Source organism: Microbacterium sp. B35-04 (genome assembly GCF_010634885.1).
Taxonomy (GTDB): Bacteria; Actinomycetota; Actinomycetes; order Actinomycetales; family Microbacteriaceae; genus Microbacterium.
Genome location: NZ_MWLP01000013.1, coordinates 59,798 through 78,738 on the forward strand (window position 1 = coordinate 59,798; position 18,941 = coordinate 78,738).

18 protein-coding genes and 1 pseudogene are annotated in these 18,941 nt (G+C 70.8%); 10 read left to right on the forward strand and 9 right to left on the reverse strand.

Features of this window, described 5'->3' with window-relative positions; translation table 11 throughout:
• Nucleotides 1-106: 106 nt before the first annotated feature.
• Both B1729_RS04015 and B1729_RS04020 read left to right on the forward strand, forming a co-directional pair.
• A complete protein-coding gene (locus B1729_RS04015) occupies nt 107-1,306 on the forward strand; it encodes an LLM class flavin-dependent oxidoreductase (protein WP_163630865.1) in 1,200 nt (399 codons plus the stop codon).
• Between the two features lies 1 nt (nt 1,307).
• Nucleotides 1,308-1,952: an FMN reductase gene (locus B1729_RS04020; RefSeq protein ID WP_163617905.1), complete on the forward strand. Its 645-nt coding sequence runs from the start codon at nt 1,308-1,310 to the stop codon at nt 1,950-1,952.
• 3 nt (nt 1,953-1,955) lie between these two features.
• On the opposite strand, the gene B1729_RS04025 is transcribed toward B1729_RS04020, so the two are convergent.
• Nucleotides 1,956-2,795 carry a DNA/RNA non-specific endonuclease gene (locus tag B1729_RS04025; RefSeq protein WP_163630823.1) on the reverse strand — a complete coding sequence of 280 codons (840 nt, stop codon included), beginning with the start codon at nt 2,793-2,795 and terminating at the stop codon, nt 1,956-1,958.
• Nucleotides 2,796-2,950: 155 nt separating this feature from the next.
• Nucleotides 2,951-3,544: a VTT domain-containing protein gene (locus B1729_RS04030; protein ID WP_163630824.1), complete on the reverse strand. Its 594-nt coding sequence runs from the start codon at nt 3,542-3,544 to the stop codon at nt 2,951-2,953.
• A 139-nt stretch (nt 3,545-3,683) separates the two neighbouring features.
• Between B1729_RS04030 and B1729_RS04035 the strand changes: the two genes are divergently transcribed.
• Nucleotides 3,684-5,654 carry a glycosyltransferase gene (locus B1729_RS04035; RefSeq protein ID WP_163630826.1) on the forward strand — a complete coding sequence of 657 codons (1,971 nt, stop codon included), beginning with the start codon at nt 3,684-3,686 and terminating at the stop codon, nt 5,652-5,654.
• A 46-nt stretch (nt 5,655-5,700) separates the two neighbouring features.
• On the opposite strand, the gene B1729_RS04040 is transcribed toward B1729_RS04035, so the two are convergent.
• Together B1729_RS04040 and B1729_RS04045 are read right to left on the reverse strand one after the other, a co-directional pair.
• Nucleotides 5,701-6,384, reverse strand: coding sequence for a response regulator (locus B1729_RS04040; protein ID WP_163630828.1), 684 nt, complete (start codon nt 6,382-6,384; stop codon nt 5,701-5,703).
• Nucleotides 6,381-7,640 (reverse strand): ATP-binding protein, encoded by a 1,260-nt coding sequence (locus B1729_RS04045; protein WP_163630830.1) that lies wholly within the window; start codon nt 7,638-7,640, stop codon nt 6,381-6,383. Before B1729_RS04045 ends, B1729_RS04040 begins: the two co-directional genes overlap by 4 nt.
• Before the next feature lie 180 nt (nt 7,641-7,820).
• Between B1729_RS04045 and B1729_RS04050 the strand changes: the two are divergent.
• Both B1729_RS04050 and B1729_RS04055 read left to right on the forward strand, forming a co-directional pair.
• A pseudogene (locus B1729_RS04050) lies at nt 7,821-9,271 on the forward strand (cation:dicarboxylase symporter family transporter).
• A 279-nt stretch (nt 9,272-9,550) separates the two neighbouring features.
• Nucleotides 9,551-10,348: an MBL fold metallo-hydrolase gene (locus B1729_RS04055; RefSeq protein ID WP_163630832.1), complete on the forward strand. Its 798-nt coding sequence runs from the start codon at nt 9,551-9,553 to the stop codon at nt 10,346-10,348.
• An 18-nt stretch (nt 10,349-10,366) separates the two neighbouring features.
• Here B1729_RS04055 and B1729_RS04060 read toward each other — a convergent pair whose 3' ends face one another.
• Together B1729_RS04060 and B1729_RS04065 are read right to left on the reverse strand one after the other, a co-directional pair.
• Entirely contained in the window at nt 10,367-10,552 is a 186-nt protein-coding gene (locus B1729_RS04060; RefSeq protein WP_163617897.1) for a hypothetical protein, read from the reverse strand.
• A 15-nt stretch (nt 10,553-10,567) separates the two neighbouring features.
• Complete coding sequence (locus B1729_RS04065) at nt 10,568-10,750, reverse strand: DUF5302 domain-containing protein (RefSeq protein WP_163617896.1); 183 nt, start codon at nt 10,748-10,750, stop codon at nt 10,568-10,570.
• A gap of 334 nt (nt 10,751-11,084) precedes the next feature.
• On the opposite strand from B1729_RS04065, the gene B1729_RS04070 reads away from it, so the two are divergent.
• The 3 genes from B1729_RS04070 (at nt 11,085) to B1729_RS04080 (ending at nt 15,476) form a co-directional block, all read left to right on the forward strand.
• Nucleotides 11,085-13,376, forward strand: coding sequence for a polyribonucleotide nucleotidyltransferase (locus B1729_RS04070; protein WP_163630834.1), 2,292 nt, complete (start codon nt 11,085-11,087; stop codon nt 13,374-13,376).
• A gap of 314 nt (nt 13,377-13,690) precedes the next feature.
• A complete protein-coding gene (locus B1729_RS04075; protein ID WP_163617894.1) occupies nt 13,691-14,752 on the forward strand; it encodes an aldo/keto reductase in 1,062 nt (353 codons plus the stop codon).
• 121 nt (nt 14,753-14,873) lie between these two features.
• Nucleotides 14,874-15,476 carry a histidine phosphatase family protein gene (locus tag B1729_RS04080; RefSeq protein WP_163617893.1) on the forward strand — a complete coding sequence of 201 codons (603 nt, stop codon included), beginning with the start codon at nt 14,874-14,876 and terminating at the stop codon, nt 15,474-15,476.
• A 13-nt stretch (nt 15,477-15,489) separates the two neighbouring features.
• Here the strand turns inward: B1729_RS04080 and B1729_RS04085 are convergent, their stop codons facing one another.
• On the reverse strand, nt 15,490-15,963 hold the full coding sequence (locus tag B1729_RS04085) for a GNAT family N-acetyltransferase (RefSeq protein WP_163630836.1): 474 nt from the start codon (nt 15,961-15,963) through the stop codon (nt 15,490-15,492).
• Nucleotides 15,964-16,035: 72 nt separating this feature from the next.
• On the opposite strand from B1729_RS04085, the gene B1729_RS04090 reads away from it, so the two are divergent.
• Nucleotides 16,036-16,851, forward strand: coding sequence for a dihydrodipicolinate reductase C-terminal domain-containing protein (locus tag B1729_RS04090; RefSeq protein WP_163630838.1), 816 nt, complete (start codon nt 16,036-16,038; stop codon nt 16,849-16,851).
• Complete coding sequence (locus tag B1729_RS04095; RefSeq protein WP_163617890.1) at nt 16,848-17,306, forward strand: tetratricopeptide repeat protein; 459 nt, start codon at nt 16,848-16,850, stop codon at nt 17,304-17,306. The genes B1729_RS04090 and B1729_RS04095 overlap by 4 nt, the downstream gene beginning before the upstream one ends.
• Before the next feature lie 163 nt (nt 17,307-17,469).
• Here the strand turns inward: B1729_RS04095 and B1729_RS04100 are convergent, their stop codons facing one another.
• Nucleotides 17,470-18,414 carry a TIGR01777 family oxidoreductase gene (locus B1729_RS04100; protein WP_163630840.1) on the reverse strand — a complete coding sequence of 315 codons (945 nt, stop codon included), beginning with the start codon at nt 18,412-18,414 and terminating at the stop codon, nt 17,470-17,472.
• Nucleotides 18,407-18,832, reverse strand: coding sequence for an OsmC family protein (locus B1729_RS04105; RefSeq protein WP_163617888.1), 426 nt, complete (start codon nt 18,830-18,832; stop codon nt 18,407-18,409). The genes B1729_RS04100 and B1729_RS04105 overlap by 8 nt, the downstream gene beginning before the upstream one ends.
• Between the last annotated feature and the right edge of the window lie 109 nt (nt 18,833-18,941).

Sequence of the window (18,941 nt, forward strand, 5' to 3'; positions counted from 1 at the left end):
GCGTTGCACGAGATACATTCATTTGCATAGATTCGCCCGCGACGGAGATCCCGCACGGCGAAAGAGCGGAGAAGCGATCGTGAGCGACAGCACCACGTGGTCGGGAATGCAGTTCGGCATCTTCACGGTGAGCGACATCACCCAGGACCCGACGGACGGCACCACGCCCAGTGAGGCGGAGAGGATCCAGGCGACGCTTCGCATCGCCAAGCACGCGGAAGAGGTGGGCCTCGACGTCTTCGCGCTCGGCGAGCACCACAACCCGCCGTTCTGGTCCTCCTCGCCGACCACGACCCTCGCGTACATCGCCGCGCAGACCGAGCGCCTGATCCTCTCGACCGCGACGACCCTCATCACCACGAACGACCCGGTGAAGATCGCCGAGGACTACGCGATGCTCCAGCACGTCTCGGGCGGTCGCACCGATCTCATGATCGGCCGCGGCAACACCGGCCCGGTGTACCCGTGGTTCGGCAAGGACATCCGCCAGGGCCTGCCCCTCGCGATCGAGAACTACAACCTGCTGCACCGCCTGTGGCGCGAGGACGTCGTCGACTGGGAAGGCCAGTTCCGGACGCCCCTGCAGGGCTTCACCTCGACCCCGCGTCCCCTCGACGGCGTGGCGCCGTTCGTGTGGCACGGCTCGATCCGCACGCCCGAGATCGCCGAGCAGGCGGCTTACTACGGCGACGGCTTCTTCGCGAACAACATCTTCTGGCCGAAGGAGCACTACCAGCGCCTGATCCAGCTGTACCGCCAGCGCTACGCGCACTACGAACACGGCACGCCCGAGCAGGCGATCGTCGGTCTCGGCGGCCAGGTGTTCATGGCGGCGAAGTCGCAGGACGCGGTCAAGGCGTTTCGCCCGTACTTCGACAACGCGCCGGTCTACGGCCACGGTCCGTCGCTCGAGGACTTCAGCGAGATGACCCCGCTCACCGTGGGCTCGCCGCAGCAGGTGATCGACCGCTACGCCGCCATGCGCGACACCTACGGCGACTACCAGCGCCAGCTGTTCCTCATGGACCACGCCGGCCTGCCGCTGAAGACGGTGCTCGAGCAGCTCGATATCCTCGGCGGCGAGGTGGTTCCGGTGCTCCGCAAGGAGCTGCAGAAGAACCGTGCACCGGAGGTTCCGGATGCCCCGACCCACGCGAACCTCGTGGCCGCGGCCTACGGCGACCAGGCGCCGCGCCAGGCGGTGCCCGGTGCGAACCGCGGCGACAACCTCGTGGGCGCGAGCCCGTACCAGGACAGCCCTGCCCCCGCGGGCGCCGCGTTCGGCCTCGGCCGGAAGGAGGCGTGACATGACCGCGCGCCGCATCGCCGTCATCTCGGCCGGTCTGTCCAACCCGTCGTCGACCCGCATGCTCGCCGACCGGCTCGCCGCCGCGACGGCGAAGCAGCTGTCGGAGCGCGGCATCGAGATCGAGGTCGACGTGTTCGAGCTGCGCGACTACGCGCACGACATCACCAACAACCTCCTGACGGGGTTCGCCCCGCCGGCCCTCGAGTCCGTGATCAACGCGGTCGTCTCGGCCGACGCCGTGATCGCGGTCACGCCGATCTTCTCCACGAGCTATTCGGGACTGTTCAAGTCGTTCATCGACGTGCTCGACCCCGATGCGCTGACCGGCAAGCCCGTGCTGATCGGCGCGAACGCCGGCACGGCCCGCCACTCGCTCGCGATCGACTACGCGATCCGGCCGCTGTTCACGTACCTGCACGCCGAGCCGGTCTCGACCGGCGTGTTCGCCGCGTCGAGCGACTGGGGGGCATCGGCCGACAACATCGCGCCGCTCGGCGAGCGGATCGACCGCGGGGCGCGGGAGCTCGCCGAGGCGATCGCGCGTCGCGAGCCGGCGACGGACTCCGATCCGTTCGACCCCGCCAACTACCTCGGCGAGGGCCGCTCGTTCGGCCACTTGCTGGGCGGTCTCGCGGGCGAGTAGCCCTCAGCCCAGCACGATGTCCTCCGGTGCGCGGAGGGGACGCCAGGCGTCCTCTCCGCGCACCGCTCGGCCGTTGAGCCTGTCGAAGCGCGGCAGCACGTCGGCCTCGACGAGCGCCCCGAAGTCGACTCCGGCGAGGGCTTCGATGTCCGCGATCGGCACCTGGAAGGTGCGGAAAGCGCCGAGCGAGGGCACCGCGAGCGCCCCCTGGCTCACGTCGATGAGCTCCGACTGGTCGAGGAGGAAGCCGGCGGCCGCAAGGCTCGGGGATGCCGCATCCCCGGTCATCCACGCGGCGACCTTGAAGAAGCGACGGGGGACGCGGATGCCGCGGTACGGCGGGTCGTCGTCGGCGAGCACCGGTGCGGTGAACACGCTGATCCGCTCATCGGTCGTGTCGGCGAACCCCAGCACGTGGTCCTCGAGGCCGAGCCACAGCTCCTTCGACTGGTTGAACCCGCTCGCCTGCGGGGCTGCGTTGGGGTACGTGAAAGTGGCCTCCATCGCGCGGCGGGCCTCGGCCGTCGAACCCCAGCCCGGATCGCGGCGGCGCACCAGGTGCCCGCGGTCGAGGTCGTTCGAGGCGTAGACGGCCGGTCCCGCCTGCTCGGCAGCGGGGATCCGGGCGTCCAGCTCCCACTCGCCTGTGCGCGGCAGATCGTGCAGCGCCGAGCCGTCGATGTTCACCGCCGTAACGATGGCGAGCCGCCGCTCCGGCTCGAGCAGCACCGTGAACCGCGGGTACGTCAGATCCCGCACCTCCCGGCCGTCCGCGGGACGGGGGAGCGGGAGGGGGATGCCGAGGAAGAGGTCGTCGTATGCGTCCGGGTTCGCGTCTGCCACGCCTCCATCCTGACCGCAGTCCGGCCTGCGCCGCGCACGATCGGTCCCGTTGGCGCGCGGATCCCCGCCGACACGCGGCTGCGGGCTGCCGCGCCCCGGCGTGTCGCGGACCCCGTCCGTCCCTGCGGATCCGATGTCGTGCACCACGCCGTCGGTCACCGGCCACTGCGCAGGCGCCGGGCGAGCACCGCGTCGATCGCGAGGCCGATCCCGACCGCCAGCGCGACCGAGGCGACCACGGCGACCACCGGTCCTCCCGGGAGGATCGCCGCCACCGCCGCGCCGATCAGCGCCTGGTACGCCGACCACGCGAGGGCCGCGAGCCCCGCGATCGTCAGGAAGCGCGGTGCGGCGACCTCGGTCGCGCCCGCGGTGAGGTTGACGGCGAGCCGTGCGAACGGGATGAACCGCGCGGTGAAGAGCACGAGCGCGGCGCGCCGCTCGAGCCGTGCGCGCGCCCAGGCGAACGCTGTGCGCACGCGGGGCGTCCGCATCCAGCGCCAGCGTTCGAGTCCCATCGTCCGCCCGACGAGGTAGCACGCCGCGTCGCCGGTGACCGCCGCCACCGCGGCGACGAGGATCACTGCTCCCACTGCGGGCTCACCCTGCGACACCGCCAGTGCGCCCAGCCCCGTCACCGCCACCTCGCCGGGAACGACGACGAGGAACGCGTCGCCCAGCACGAGCACGAAGAGCAGCGGCAGCGCCCACGGACTCCGCGCGACCTCGGTCAGCAGTTCCTCGACCACCCCTCCTTGGTAGCCGCCCGGGGTGAACGGCGACGGAACGGGGCACGTCCGGTGACCTGCCGCGGTGCATCGGGTGAACAGTTGCGCGCGGGCGCCGGTTCGCGGCATCCGTCCCTGTCAGCGCCGTCACCCTGGAGGCGTGAGAGTCGCACTGCTCGCCGAATCGTTCCTGCCCCACATGAACGGGGTGACAGGGTCGGTGCTCCACGTGCTGCGCCATCTCGCGGCCGAAGGCCACGAGACGCTCGTCATCGCGCCGCGCGCCGGAGAGATCACCACAGACCTCCACGGCGCCCGCACGGAGCTGCTGCGGTCGACGCCGCTGCCGTCGTATCCCGAGGTGCGCATCGTCTTCGCCCGGGCCGCCCGACTGACGACGATCCTCCGCGAGTTCCGGCCGGACGTCGTGCACCTGGCATCACCGTTCGTGCTGGGCTGGCAGGGCCTCGCGGCGGCCGATGCGCTTCGCGTCCCCGCCGTCGCGGTCTATCAGACCGACGTCATCGCGTATGCCGAGAAGTACGGCATGCCGCAGGCCGCGGCGCTCGTCGGTCGCCACGTCGCGCGCCTGCACCGGCGGGCCACCCTCACCCTCGCCCCGTCCACGGCTTCGGTGCAGCAGCTCGAGGCCCTCGGCGTCGACAGGCTGCGTCGATGGGGGCGCGGGGTCGACACCTCCCGCTTCGGCCCGGAGCGGCGCAGCGACGCCTGGCGTGCACGTGTCGCGCCGGGCAAGACGATCGTCGGGTACGTCGGCCGCCTGGCGCCCGAGAAGCAGGTCGAAGACCTCGCGGCGCTCGCCGGTCTCGACGGCACGCGACTCGTGATCGTCGGCGACGGCCCGGCCCGCCCGGCGCTCCAGCGAGCGCTGCCCGAGGCGGTGTTCACGGGCCACCTCACCGGCGGTGCGCTCGCCGAGGCGCTGGCCGGCTTCGACGTGTTCGTCCACCCGGGCGAGAGCGAGACGTTCGGCCAGACGATCCAGGAGGCGCTCGCCAGCGGCGTCCCGGTGGTGGCCACCGGGACCGGGGGCCCGGTGGACCTGGTGCGCTCGAGCGTCGACGGCTGGCTCTACCGCCCCGGCGATCTGCGCGACCTGCGCGCGCGTGTCGCCGACCTCGTCGGCGACACGGGCAAGCGGCGTGCGTTCGCGGCATCCGCTCACGAGTCGGTGCGGGACCGCACGTGGGACGCCCTGTGCGGCCAGCTGGTCGATCACTACGAGGACGCACGGATGCTGCGCCCCATCGACGACGCGCTGCGCCGGCGCGCCGGCATCCGGCCGTCCACGCCGACCGCCGCGGCCGGCGTGAGACCGCGGTGGTCGCGGTACGTCGCCCTCGGCGACTCGCTCACCGAGGGACTCTGCGACACCTCGCGGATGCCGGCGGGGCGGTACCGGGGATGGGCGGACCGCCTGGCTCAGCTGCTCGCGCACGAGGCATCCGGCCGTGAGCCGTTCCAGTACGCGAACCTCGCCGTCCGCAGCCGCCGCGTGCGTCACCTGACCGCCGAGCAGCTTCCGCAGGCGCTGGCGCTGCGGCCCGACCTCGTGTCGATCCTCATGGGGGCCAACGACCTGGTCGGCCGGCGTGTCGACATCGCCCGGCTCGCGGCCGAGCTCGAGGCATCCGTTCGCGCGCTGCGGGACGCCGGCATCGACGTGCTGCTGGTGACGCCGTTCCTGCCACGCCGCCGTGCCGCGGTGCTCTTCGAGCGGAGGTTCGCCGCCTTCGCCTCCGAGCTCCGGCGGATCGCCGCCGGCACCGGTGCGATGCTGCTCGATCTCGACGCCATCCCCGCGATCGGAGACCTCGACCTCTGGGCGTCCGACCGGGTGCACCTTCGCTCGCGGGGGCACCGGTTCCTGGGCTATCGTGCCGCCGAGGTGCTCGGCGTCCGCGACGCCGAGGCACTCGGCGGACTCGATGCCGCCCTCCACGCCGACGACGACCCCGTGGCGTATGGAACCTGGCTCAGCAGGGACGTGCTGCCCTGGGCCTGGCGGCGCCTGCGCGGACGCACCGCCGGGGACGGCATCGCGCCGAAGCACACCGGCTACGTGGCCATCGGCGGCCGCGGCGACGTCCGTGCGACGACCCGGGCATAGCGCCGTCCGTCCATCGATGGGAGCGGGCCCGTCCCGACGGTACGCCTCATGCCTCGTCGCGCCAGGCGTACTCCGACTCCGGTCGTCCGGGAGCGCCGTAGCGCGGCGAACGGCTGAGGCGCCCGGCCTCGACGAGATGCTCGAGGTACCGGCGAGCGGCGACCCGCGACATCCCGAGCCGTGCGGCGCATTCCACGGCCGACACGGGCCCGTGCGCGCGGACGTCCGTCGTCACCTTCGCCAGGGTCTCGGGCGAGAGGCCCTTGGGCAGCGCCACCGGGACCGAGGGACGGAAGGCGCCGAGGAGCGCGTCGATCTCGGATTGGGTCGGCGTCCCCGCTGCCTCCGCCGCGCGCTCCCGGTAACCGCGGTACTGCTCGAGCCGTTCCCTGAAGACGCTGAACGGGAAGGGCTTCACGAGGTACTGGAAGACGCCGAGGCTCACCATCTGCCGCACGACGTCTGCATCGCGCACCCCCGTGACGGCGATGACGTCGACGTCCGACGCCCGCGCGCGGAGGTGCCGGAGCACGTCGAGGCCTGAGCCGTTGGGCATCGTGACGTCGAGCAGGACGAGGTCGATCTCGCCCGGTCGTTCCAGGATCGCGGCGACCGCGGCCCTCGCCCCGCTGCACTCGGCCACCACGCGGAAACCCTCCAGCCTCTCGACGTACGTGCGATGCAGTTCGAGCGTCAGTGCTTCGTCGTCGACGAGCAGCACGCCGATCACGGTCGCCTCGCGGGGAGGAGGACCGTGAACGTCGTCGGCGCGGAGGCGATCGAGATGCCGCCGCCCGCATCCCGAACGATCGAGCGTACGAGGGAGAGCCCGACGCCGCGGCCGTCAGCTCCCGCCGGCTTCGTCGAGAACCCGTGCTCGAACACGCGCTCGAGGAGCTCATCCGGGATGCCGGACCCGCTGTCCGACACGACGATCCGAAGCGCGTCGGGCCCGGCCGGCTCAAGCGCGACGCGCACCCAGCGCGGCGGCTCATCCGCTGTCGCGGCATCCAAGGCGTTGTCGATCAGGTTCCCGACCACCGAGACCGCATCCACGGGGGAGAGCACGCTGCGCGGCGCGGCGGGATCGATCTCGGCGCTCCACTGCACACCGTGCTCGCGGGCCTGGGCGGCCTTGCCCAGCAGCAGCGCGCCCACGGTGGGATCGCCGTCGCGCCGTGCGGCGACCTGGTCGACCAGGGCCTGACTCTGCCGCGACGTCTCGGTGAGGATGTCGATGGCCTCGCGCGTGCGCCCGAGCTCGAGCAGTGACACGGCCGTGTGCATGCGATTTCCGTGCTCGTGGGTCTGCGCGCGGAGCGCCTCGCCCAGGGTACGGATGGACTCGTACGATGCGACGGCATCGCGGATGCTGCCGGCCGGCAGGTCACCGGCGAGCCGGCGTGTCGTGCGCCTGGCGAAGAGCGCCCCGGCGAGACCGGCCACGAGCACCGCCAGCGCGAGCACGACGATGAACGGCAGCCGGGGAACGAGATCGGACGCGATGCTGCCCACCGTGCGGCCCACCGACACCCAGCCGACGAGCTCACCGTCGGCCTCGATCGGCACGATCGTCCGCACCGACGGACCCAGCGTTCCTGTGAACTCCTCGGTCAGCGGCATACGCTCCGCGGGGATCGTGCCGAGGTAAGCCCGTCCGATCTCGCCAGGATCGCGATGGGCGACGCGGATGCCGTCCGGCGTCATGATCGTGACGAAGTCCACGCCGGCATCCGTCGTGATCTCCTGGGCGAGCGGCTGCAGGATGGGGGTCGGCTCGTCATCGCCGAGTGCGGCGGCGACGGACGGCGTCACGGCGATCGAGGTCGCCACGCCGCGGGTCACCTCCTCGGCCTCGACGCGCGCGGACCGCTGCGCGTCGAGCACGAGGAGCACGGCGAGCACCACCACCAGGATCGCCACCGCGGCGGCCACGGCGAAGAAGACGAGCGAGGCGGCGCTCGCTCGGCGGGCATCTGCGCGCATGCGACCTCCTCGTGGCTGTGCTGGCTCCATCCTCGCCGGTCGAGGGTGAGTCCGGGCCGGGCCCTCCTGCGACCAATACGACCACAAATCGCCCGCTGTCGAGGCGGCGAGCACTCTGAGGACATGGCCGACCCGATCGGGTTCGGCATGGACAACGGCTGTTCACCTCAGGAGGCGATGATGGCTCTTTCGACCCGGACGACTTCGTTCACCCTTCCCGGCTTCAACTGGCGCCGAGGCAAGCAGGCATGGGACAAGCACACCTGGCTCTACGTGTCGGTGATTCTCGCGGTCGTGCTGGGCGCCGCCGTGGGGCTCATCGGCCGGACGTCGGCGTCGCGCTCAAGCCCCTCGGCGAGGCGTTCGTGGGCCTCATCAAGATGATGATCGCCCCGATCATCTTCTGCACGATCGTCGTGGGGGTCGGCTCGATCGCCAAAGCTGCGACCGTCGGCAAGATCGGCGGGCTGGCGCTGCTGTACTTCATGGTGATGTCGACCTTCGCGCTCGCCATCGGCCTCGTCGTCGGCAACCTGCTGCACCCGGGCGAGGGCCTCAACATGGCGAACTCCACCTATGAGGCGACCGCGGAGGCCAAGACGACCCAGGAGTTCGTCCTCGGGATCATCCCGACCACGTTCTTCTCGGCCTTCACCGGCGAGAGCGTGCTGCAGGTGCTCTTCATCGCCCTGCTCGTCGGCTTCGCGCTCCAGCAGATGGGCGACAAGGGCCAGCCGATCATGAACGCGGTCAAGCACCTGCAGGCGCTGGTATTCCGCATCCTCGGCATGATCCTGTGGCTCGCCCCGGTCGGTGCCTTCGGCGCCATCGCCGCGGTCGTCGGGAACACCGGGATCGCCGCGATCTGGGCGCTCGGCGCGCTCATGATCGCGTTCTACATCACCTGCGTCGTGTTCATCGTCGGCGTGCTCGGCACGCTCCTGTACGCCGTCACGCGCGTCAACATCTTCAGCCTCGTGAAGTACCTGGCCCGCGAGTACCTCCTGATCGTGGGCACGTCGTCGTCGGAGTCGGCGCTGCCGCGCCTCATCGCCAAGATGGAGCACCTCGGCGTCTCCAAGCCGGTCGTGGGCATCACTGTGCCGACCGGCTATTCGTTCAACCTCGACGGGACGGCGATCTATCTCACGATGGCCTCGCTGTTCATCGCGAGCGGTATGGGCGCGCCGATGTCGATCGGCGAGCAGATCGGACTGCTGGTCTTCATGATCATCGCGTCGAAGGGCGCGGCGGGCGTCACCGGCGCCGGCCTGGCCACGCTGGCCGGGGGCCTCCAGGCCTATCGTCCCGACCTCGTCAACGGCGTGGGGGTCATCGTGGGCATCGACCGCTTCATGTCCGAGGGCCGGGCGCTGACGAACTTCACCGGCAATGCCGTCGCGACGGTGCTGATCGGATCGTGGACGAAGGAGTTCGACGCGGGGCGCGCCCGCCGGGTTCTCGCGGGCGAGCTCCCGTTCGATGAGAACACGCTGTCAGGCACCGATCATGACGGCATGTCGGCGGCGCCCGAGGCCGTCGGCGTCCAGGGGCTCGAGGAGGCCGCCGTCGCTGAGGCCGAGGCCAAGGAGCGGCGTGCGCTCGAGCGCGAGGCGCAGTTCACCCGCTGACCGCCACGTCTGCGCCCCGTCGCCCCGGCGTCGGGGCGCAGACGCGTCGGCGGCGGGGTAGGATGGAGGTGATAGGCGAACTCTCATTCGTCTCGCCCCGGCTGTGTGGTAACGGTCGGGGCTTCTTCTTTGCCCTCGCACGCCCGCCGCCGGGCTCGGATCAGGCCGCTATCGCCAGCTCGCCCGGGCCGGTCGACCCGCACCCCCGGCGGAGTAGCCTGGGCCCGTGCGCAGGGGTGCCGATGACGACCGACTCCGGTCGCGAGGGGAAGGACGCCGATGCTGAGACGCGTCGCTGAGGGTGTCCTCGTCCACGAGAGCGAGTTCATCCAGAGCAACTCGGTCATCGTGCAGGGCGCGACGGGCGTGCTGCTCATCGACCCCGGGATCACCGTCGCCGAGATGGCGGACCTCGCGAACGACCTCCGCGAGCTGGATCAGCCCGTCGTCGCGGGCTTCTCGACGCACCCCGACTGGGACCACGTCCTCTGGCACGCGGAGTTCGGCGATGCGCCCCGATACGGCACGGCGCGCTGTGCGGCATCCATCCGCGACCAGCTGTCGCACACGGACTGGAATGACCGCATCGCCGAGGGACTCCCGCCGGAGTACGCCGACGAGATTTCCATGGAGCTGCTCGGACTGATCACCGCTCTGCGCCCGGACGCGGAGTTCGTGCCCTGGGACGGCCCGCGCGTCCGGGTCATCGAGCATCGGGCCCATGCGCCCGGCCATGCGGCGCTGTTGATCACCGAGCGGGGCGTTCTCGTGGCCGGTGACATGCTGTCCGACATCCTCATGCCGTTCCTCGATCTGGAGGCCGCGACGCCGATCGACGACTATCTCGCCGCGCTGCAGCTGTTCGACAGCGTCGCAGACGACGTAGATGTCGTCGTTCCCGGCCACGGCTCAGTGGGCAGGGGCGAGGAGGTGCGCGCGCGCATCGAGCAGGATCGCGCGTACGTGATAGCCGTGCGAGACGGCGCCGACAGCGACGATCCGCGCGTCGGTCCGTCGGCCCCGCTGGAATGGCTGCCGGACATCCACCGCTGGCAGGTGGAGCGGCTCACCGGCTAAGCCGCGCGAGGCCCTTGGTCAGGCGTCGGTATCGATCTCGCCGGACTCGATCGCCGACTCCCGCTCCTCGAGGTCGAGCTCGTCGACCTGCTCCTCGACCGACTCCATGGGGTCGAGGGTGGCAGGAGGCAGCTCGAACTCGGCGTCGTCGTCGAGCGGGACGTCGCGGTCGTCGTCCGGGATCCGCTCACGGAACTCGCTCATGCCGGCCTTCGATCGTCAACCGCTCTTGCGGCGGAACTCGCGTTTGGTCACGGCCCCGTGGGTCCCGTGGATCGAGGAGTCGCCGTCGAGGTGCGATTCTCCTTCGCGGTGCTGCGCGTTCTTCTTGTCGAGTGCTTCCTTGAACTTGCGCTTCATCTCATCGGATGCCGCGCCCGCCGGCTTCTCGTCGGTGCTCATGACTCCCACCCTACGCACGCCCGACGACGATGTCATGCGGTGTTTCCCGGCGTCCCACCGGCAGTGGGGGCGGGAGGGGCACCACTGATAGGATCGGACAGGCTGCCCTCGGGCATCCGCTCAATTCAACATGAGCTCACGGAGCAGGCCGGCAGCTAGCTGGTCCCCTGTGGTGGTCTCCTCGTCGCGTCGGCGCCGGGTGGATTTCTACTGGTGGCCAGTGCTGGCGCGAATCGCGGCACAGCCGCGCGCCGAGATCTGCCTGTTCCTGCTCCTTCGCACAAGCTCGTGCGCGAAACGCGCGTGCGAGCCTAAACAAAGAAGGAGAGACCTCTTGGAAGGTCCTGAAATCACCGCCGCTGAAGCCGTTCTCGACAACGGCCGCTTCGGCACCCGTACCGTCCGGTTCGAGACCGGGCGACTCGCGCAGCAGGCACAGGGTGCCGTCGCCGCGTACCTCGACGAGGAGACGATGCTCCTCTCGGCCACCAGCGCCGGCAAGCACCCACGCGAAGGCTTCGACTTCTTCCCGCTGACCGTCGACGTCGAAGAGCGCTCGTACGCCGCGGGCAAGATCCCCGGCTCGTTCTTCCGTCGCGAGGGTCGTCCCTCGACCGAGGCGATCCTCGTCTGCCGTCTCATCGACCGCCCGCTGCGTCCGTCGTTCGTCGACGGCCTCCGCAACGAGGTGCAGATCGTCGTGACCGTGCTCTCGATCGCACCCGGCGAGTTCTACGACGCGCTCGCGATCAACGCGGCCTCGCTGTCGACGCAGATCTCGGGTCTGCCGTTCTCCGGCCCGATCGCCGGTGTGCGCCTCGCGCTCATCCCCGGTCACGGCGACAACGCCGATCAGTGGATCGCGTTCCCGACCGTCTCGCAGCTCGAGGACGCCGTCTTCGACCTCATCGTCGCCGGCCGCGTCATCACCGACGCCGACGGCAACGAGGATGTCGCGATCATGATGGTCGAGGCCGAGGCCACTGAGGGTTCGTGGAACCTCATCAAGGGCGGCGCCGTCAAGCCGAACGAGCAGGTCGTGGCCGAGGGCCTCGAGGCCTCGAAGCCCTTCATCAAGCAGCTCGTGGCCGCGCAGAACGTCGTCGCGAACACCGCGGCGAAGGAGATCAAGGAATTCCCGGTCTTCCTGCCGTACAGCCAGCAGACCTACGACTTCGTCGCCCACCGCGCGTACGACAAGCTCGTCCCGATCTACCAGATCGCCGACAAGCAGGACCGTCAGAACGCCGACGACGAGCTGAAGGATGCCGTCAAGGCAGAGCTGCTCGCCGCCGTCGAGTCGGGTGAGCTCCCGGCCGTCGCGACGCTCGAGTTCTCGGCCGCCTACAAGTCGGTCACCAAGACGATCGTCCGCGGTCGGATCCTCGCCGAGGGCGTCCGCATGGACGGCCGCGGCCTGGCCGACATCCGTCCGCTCGACGCCGAGGTGCAGGTCATCCCGCGCGTCCACGGCTCGGCGATCTTCCAGCGCGGCGAGACCCAGATCCTGGGTGTCACGACGCTGAACATGCTCAAGATGGAGCAGCAGATCGACTCGCTGTCGCCGGTCACGCACAAGCGCTACATGCACCACTACAACTTCCCGCCCTACTCGACCGGTGAGACCGGCCGTGTCGGTTCGCCGAAGCGTCGCGAGATCGGGCACGGCTTCCTCGCCGAGCGCGCGCTCGTGCCGGTGCTGCCCAGCCGCGAGGAGTTCCCCTACGCGATCCGTCAGGTGTCCGAGGCTCTCGGCTCCAACGGCTCGACGTCGATGGGCTCGGTCTGCGCGTCCACGCTGTCGCTGCTGAACGCGGGTGTGCCGCTGCGCGCGCCCGTCGCCGGCATCGCGATGGGTCTCGTGTCGGACGAGGTGGACGGACAGACGCGCTACGCCGCGCTGACCGACATCCTCGGCGCCGAGGACGCCCTCGGCGACATGGACTTCAAGGTCGCCGGCACGAGCGAGTTCGTCACCGCGATCCAGCTCGACACGAAGCTCGACGGCATCCCGTCGTCGGTGCTCACCGCCGCGCTGCAGCAGGCCCGCGAGGCCCGCCTGACCATCCTCGGCGTGCTCAACGCCGCGATCGACGGTCCCGACGAGATGGCGCCCACCGCGCCCCGCGTCATCAGCGTCCAGATCCCGGTCGACAAGATCGGCGAGCTGATCGGCCCGAAGGGCAAGACGATCAACGCGATCCAGGACGAGACCGGCGCCCAGATCTCCATCGAGGAGGACGGCACCGTCTACATCGGCGCGACCGACGGTCCGTCGGCCGAGGCCGCCCGCGCCCAGGTCAACGCGATCGCCAACCCCACCAACCCGGAGGTCGGCGAGCAGTTCCTCGGAACGGTCGTGAAGATCGCGACGTTCGGCGCGTTCATCTCGCTCCTGCCCGGCAAGGACGGCCTGCTGCACGTCAGCGAGGTCCGCAAGCTCGCCGGCGGCAAGCGCGTGGAGAACGTCGAAGACGTGCTCGGCGTCGGTCAGAAGCTCCTCGTGAAGATCACGAAGATCGACGACCGGGGCAAGCTTTCGCTCGAGCCCGTGCTCGAAGAGGCCGCCGACCAGGAGGGTCGCGCCGCGGCCAGCGAAGGCCCGGAGGCTCCCGCCGAAGGCTGAAAGCTCCCGCCCCACGGCTCTTCCGCCCGCTGAATCCGCTTCAGCGGGGATGAGACCCGCAGGTTCACGGATGCCCGCCCCTCACCGAGGGGCGGGCATTCGTCGTCCGGTCCGCAGATCGCTCAATCTGTCCCCCGAAAGGGGGACAAAACCGCAAGGTTCGGCGGTCCGTGATCAAAGCGTTATGTAATGTTTATCGGCAGTTCGCCTCAGTGACCGGACTGCTGTCCGGACTGTCCTAGCCTGTGAGTACGCGCCGGGGGGCGCGTGGACAGTGATCACGAGGCCCCGCGGGGAATCGTGGGGGGTGGCACATGGCTTACTTCGGCGTTGACTCGACGCTTCCGCCGACGAGCCCGGATGCTGCCGTCACCGCTGCTGCGCCGCAGGCTCCCGCAGCGCCGAGCCTGCACCCGTCCGCGCCGATCCCGGTACAGGGCCCCGGAGTCGGCAGCAGCATTCGCGTCGCACTCGGCGAGAGCGGGGCTGACGTGTTCCCGCTGATCCTGGGCGGCGCCGAGTTCGGGTGGAACGTGGACCTCGAGTCGAGCCACGCGATCCTCGATGCCTACGCCGAGTTGGGCGGCAACGTCGTGCACACCGCCGACAGCTACTCGAGCGGCAGAAGCGAGCACATCATCGGCCAGTGGCTGCAGTCGCGCGGGCTGCGCGACGACATCGTGCTCGCGGTACGGGTGGGCGGTCACGCCGACAATCCAGGGCTCGGTCCGGTCAACCTCGTCCGCGCCGTCGAGGCATCCCTGACGCGGCTGCACACCGACCGGATCGACGTGCTCTACCTCGATGCGACGACCGACCCCGGCTCATCGCTGGAAGACACCCTGGCCACCGCCGAGTGGCTCGTGGGCGCCGGCAAGGTCCGAGCGATCGGGGTGATCGGCTACAGCGCCGCGCAGCTGGTCGAGGCGCGGATCTTCGCGTCGGCGGGCTATCCGCGAATCACGGTGCTCGACGTCCCCTTCAACGTGCTGCGCCGCCACGAGTTCGACGCCGACCTGCGCCTCGTCGCGGGTGCGCAGGGGATGGCGGTGACGCCGTCGCATGCGCTCGAGCATGGGTTCCTCGCGGGCCGGCAGCGTTCCCGGCTCCGTGGCGCCCTCTCGGTGCGCGGCGCGCAGCTGGCGGCGAATCTCAACCGCCGCGGCAACCGCACGCTGCGGGCGCTCGACGCCGTCGGCGCCGAGCTCGGTGTCCCCGACGCGGCCGTCGCCCTGGCGTGGCTGCTCGCACAGAGGCTCGTCGTCGCACCGATCGTGAACGCGTACGCTCCGCAGCACGTCGAAGAGCTCGTGCAGGGCGTCGGGGTCCGCCTCAGCCGCAGCCAGCTGTCCGACATCGCTCGCGCGTCGGAGTAGGGTTCCCGCGCACGGACCTCGGGCGACGCGCCCGTCCCACGTTCATCGGCGGCGGCGACGCGGTGTCGTAGTGTGGAGGAGGTGCCTTCCCCGGGCACGTGACCCCGACGGAGTGAGCTGCGTGACGCACTACATCTATCTCGTGCGGCACGGCGAACATCAGGACGCGCAGCACGGACTGGTCGACGGACCGCTGTCGCCCCGCGGACGCCGGCAGGCGGCACTTCTCGCGGATCGACTGTCGGGAGTGCCGTTCGACGCGGTGTGGCACTCGCCGCTCGAACGGGCCAGCCAGACCGCGCGCGCCGTCGCCGAGCGGATGCCGTCGCTGTCGCCTGAGCCGTCGGCGCTGCTGTTCGACTGCGTGCCCACCGGCATGACCGACGAGACGCCGGCGGCGTTCGAGCCGTTCTTCGGCTCGGTTACGGAGGCCGAGGTCGAGGCCGGTCGCGCGCAGATGTCGGACGCGACGAGCGAGTTCCTCGCGCGCAAGCGCGGGGACGTGCACGAGCTGCTCATCACCCACAACTTCGTGATCGCGTGGTTCGTGCGCGAGGTGCTGCAGGCGCCGGAATGGCGCTGGATGACACTGAACCAGGCGCACTGCGGCCTGAGCGTGATCGCGCAGAAGCAGGGGCGGCCGTGGACGCTGCTGTCGCACAACGACATGGGCCACCTGCCGGTCGAACTGCGCACCGGTCTGCCCGAGGTCTACCCGGTCTGACCGACGAAGCCGCTCAGAGCCTCCTGCCGTACCAGCGGGAGGCGTTGGGGTTGTCGTTGTAGGGCTCGATCGCCTCGAAGCCGGTGCGCGCGTAGAGGGCACCGGCCGCCTCGAGAGAGTGGTGCGTGTCGAGCACGAGTTCGGCCGCACCGAACTCGCGGGCGCGCCGCTCGAGGTCTTCGACGAGCAGGCGTCCCCAGCCTCGGCCGCGTGTCGCGGGGCGGAGGTAGAGATGCTTGAGCTCGTAGCGTGTGCCGAGCGGCCCGTCGGGGATCAGACGGATGCCGCCGCAGCCCTGTGCAACCCCCTCGTCGTCGTCGAGCACGACGAACACGCCCGCGGGCGGCACGAACGCGGCCGGGTCGGGGAAGGTCGTGCGATACGTGACGCCCTGCACCGCGAATCCCTCGGTGCGGATCTGGAAGTACTCGGCCAGCAAGACGTGAGCATCGGGTGCGTCGACGGGGGAGGAGCGCAGTTTCACCACCCCTCCAGGGTAGGCGGCCACGCGGGTGCCACCGGCCGGGAGGCGCCTGCGGGCGCCGCCTAGGATGGATCCATGACGACACGCGTGGCCATCGTGGGCGGCACCGGCAAGCTCGGCGCGATCATCCGCGACGCGGTCGAGGCCGAGCCGGGGTTCGAGGTCGCCGGCGTCCTCTCTTCGCGGTCCGAGTTGTCCGAGCTCGACGGCGCCGACCTGGTCGTCGACGCCTCTACGCCGGCGGTATCGATCGACGTCGTGCGCGCGGCGATCGAGCGGGGCATCAATGTGCTGGTCGGCACCTCCGGCTGGTCGGCCGAGCGCATCGCGCTCGTGCGCCCGCTCGTCGAGGCCGCCGGCAGCGGCGTGGTGTTCATCCCCAACTTCTCGATCGGCTCGGTGCTCGGCTCTGCCCTCGCCGCGGCCGCGGCCCCGTTCTTCCCCTCGATCGAGATCGTCGAGGCCCACCGCGAGACCAAGATCGACTCGCCGAGCGGCACGGCCGTCCGCACGGCGGAGCTCATTGCGGCCGCACGGACGTCGGTCGGGCCGGTCGAATCGCCCCACGTCGACCAGCGTGCCCGCGGTCAGCAGGTCGCGAGCGTGCCGATCCATTCGCTGCGCCGCCCCGGCGTCGTCGCCCGTCAGGAGACGGTTCTCTCCGGGGCGGGGGAGTCGCTCACGATCGTGCACGACACGGTGGAGCCGGCCCAGGCGTATGGCCCCGGCATCCGTCTCGCCCTCGCGGCAGCGCGCGACGCCACGGGCGTGGTCGTCGGCCTCGACAGCCTGATCGACATCGGGATCGGCCGCCGCACGGCACCTGCCGACGCTGCTCCTGTCGACGAGGGCGGAGTGCCGGGCCAGGTCGCCCGCACGACCGGCGCATGACCGCCCGCATCGGCGTCGTCGTCATGGCGGCGCTGCTCGCGCTGTACATCGTGCTCGTCGGGCAGCGGGCGTGGCTGCTGATCATGAGCGGAGACCCGGTCGGCGTCGCGATGGGCATCGCGCTCATCGTGCTGCCGTTCATCGCCGCGTGGGCGCTCGGTCGCGAGCTGTGGTTCGGCGTACGTGCGCAACAGCTGGGCCGGAGGCTGGAGTCCGAAGGCGGGCTGCCCTCCGACGAGGTGACGGTGCGCCCGAGCGGGCGCGTGATGCGCGAGGACGGGGATGCCGTGTTCCCGGCGTACCGCGCCGATGCCGAGGCCCACCCCGACGACTGGCGGGCGTGGTACCGGCTGGGCCTCGCCTACGACGCGGCGGGCGACCGGCGCCGCGCGCGCGAGGCGGTGCGCACCGCGATCCGTCTCGAGCCCGCCGACCGCTCTCCCGACGCCGGCTGACGCGTCGTCCGCGAGGCGCCGCGTGCAGAAACACGGCTCCGTGACGACGGTGCGCGGCTGAGGGTGGGAATGAGCCGGCGTGTCGGGTGACCGGCCAGGCTTTTCGCACGCATAGGCGCGCGGAGAACAGCGGGGCCACCCGTGTATCGCCGGCCGAGGGGGATCAGGAGGCGGCGGGCACGACGGCCGTGACGGCGTCCTCGACGGTCGGGTGCGTGAACACGAAGCCCGACTGCTGGAGCACCTCAGGGACGACATGCGCGTCGGTGGTGAGGAGAGCATCGGTGGCGTCGGGACCGAGCACGAGCTTCATGCCCCAGACCGGCGCGCGCAGCAGGAACGGTCGGTTCATCCGCACCGCGAGGGCGAAGCCGAGGTCGTTGGCCGTGGCGCGGGTCGGGCCCGTGAGGTTCACGGCGCCGGTGAGGCGTGCGGCGATCACGTGGCGGATCGCGCGAACCTCGTCGTCGAGCGAGATCCACGGCCAGACCTGCGTTCCCCGTCCGATCGGCCCACTGAGCCCGGCCTTCGTGAGCAGGAGCAGCGGTTTCAGCACGCCCTCCGGATGCACGATCGGGGCGGTGCGGAGCACGGCCACCGCGGCATCCTGGCCCGCGCTGAACGCTGCGGCTTCCCACTCTCCGCACAGATCCGCGAGGAACGACTCGCCGCGGCGAGCGTTTTCGTCGAGCCGCACGCCGGGCCGCGAGCCGTAGTAGCCGACGGCCGAGGCCGACACGAAGTGCGGGGCATCCGTTCCCAGTTCACGCACCGCGCGGGTGAGGGCGCGGGTCGGCGCGATGCGCGACCACAGCAGCGTGTTCTTATACGAACCTGTCCAGGGGAGGCGGCCGATGCTTGCGCCGTTGAGTCCGACGACGGCGTCGGCGCCGGCGAGTACCGCGGGGTCGAGCGGCTCGGCCGTCGTCAGCCACTCGACTTCGTCGGCGGCTTCGGCCGGCCGGCGCACGAGGGTGGTCACCGAGAAGCCGTCGGCGCGGAGGCTCTCGACGAGCGCGCCGCCAGTGAGTCCGGACGCCCCCGCGACGACGACCCGCCGGCCGTCGTCAGCGGGCGGTCGGCTCTCAGGCGAGCGGCCTTCAGGCAAGCGTCGCCTCGAGGGTGATCTCGATGCCGGCGAGCGCCTGCGAGACCGGGCAGCCGACCTTCGCGCCCTGCGCGATGCGCTCGAAGTCCTCGGGCTCGAGGCCCGGCACGACGGCGTTGACGTTGAGGTGGCTGCCGGTGATGCCGGTGCCCGGCTTGAAGGTCACCGACGCGGTGGTGTCGATCGACTCCGGGGGAGTGCCGTTCTCGGCCAGCGCGAGCGACAGCGCCATGCTGAAGCACGAGGAGTGGGCTGCGGCGATGAGCTCCTCGGGCGTGGTGACCGAGGTCGATCCCTCGCTGCGCGCCTTCCAGTTGACGGGATAGGTGCCGAGGCCCGACGACACGAGGCTGACCTCGCCGGATCCGTCGAACAGGGCGCCTTTCCAGGCGGCGGTGGCTTCGCTGGTGACGGTCATGAGGGCCTCCTCGCTCGCGGTGCGCCCGGGTGGTGGGCGTCTCGCGTCAGCCTAAAGCGTCGGATGCCGCGCCGCGACGGTTCGAGACGCTCGTGTCGCGACCTTCTCA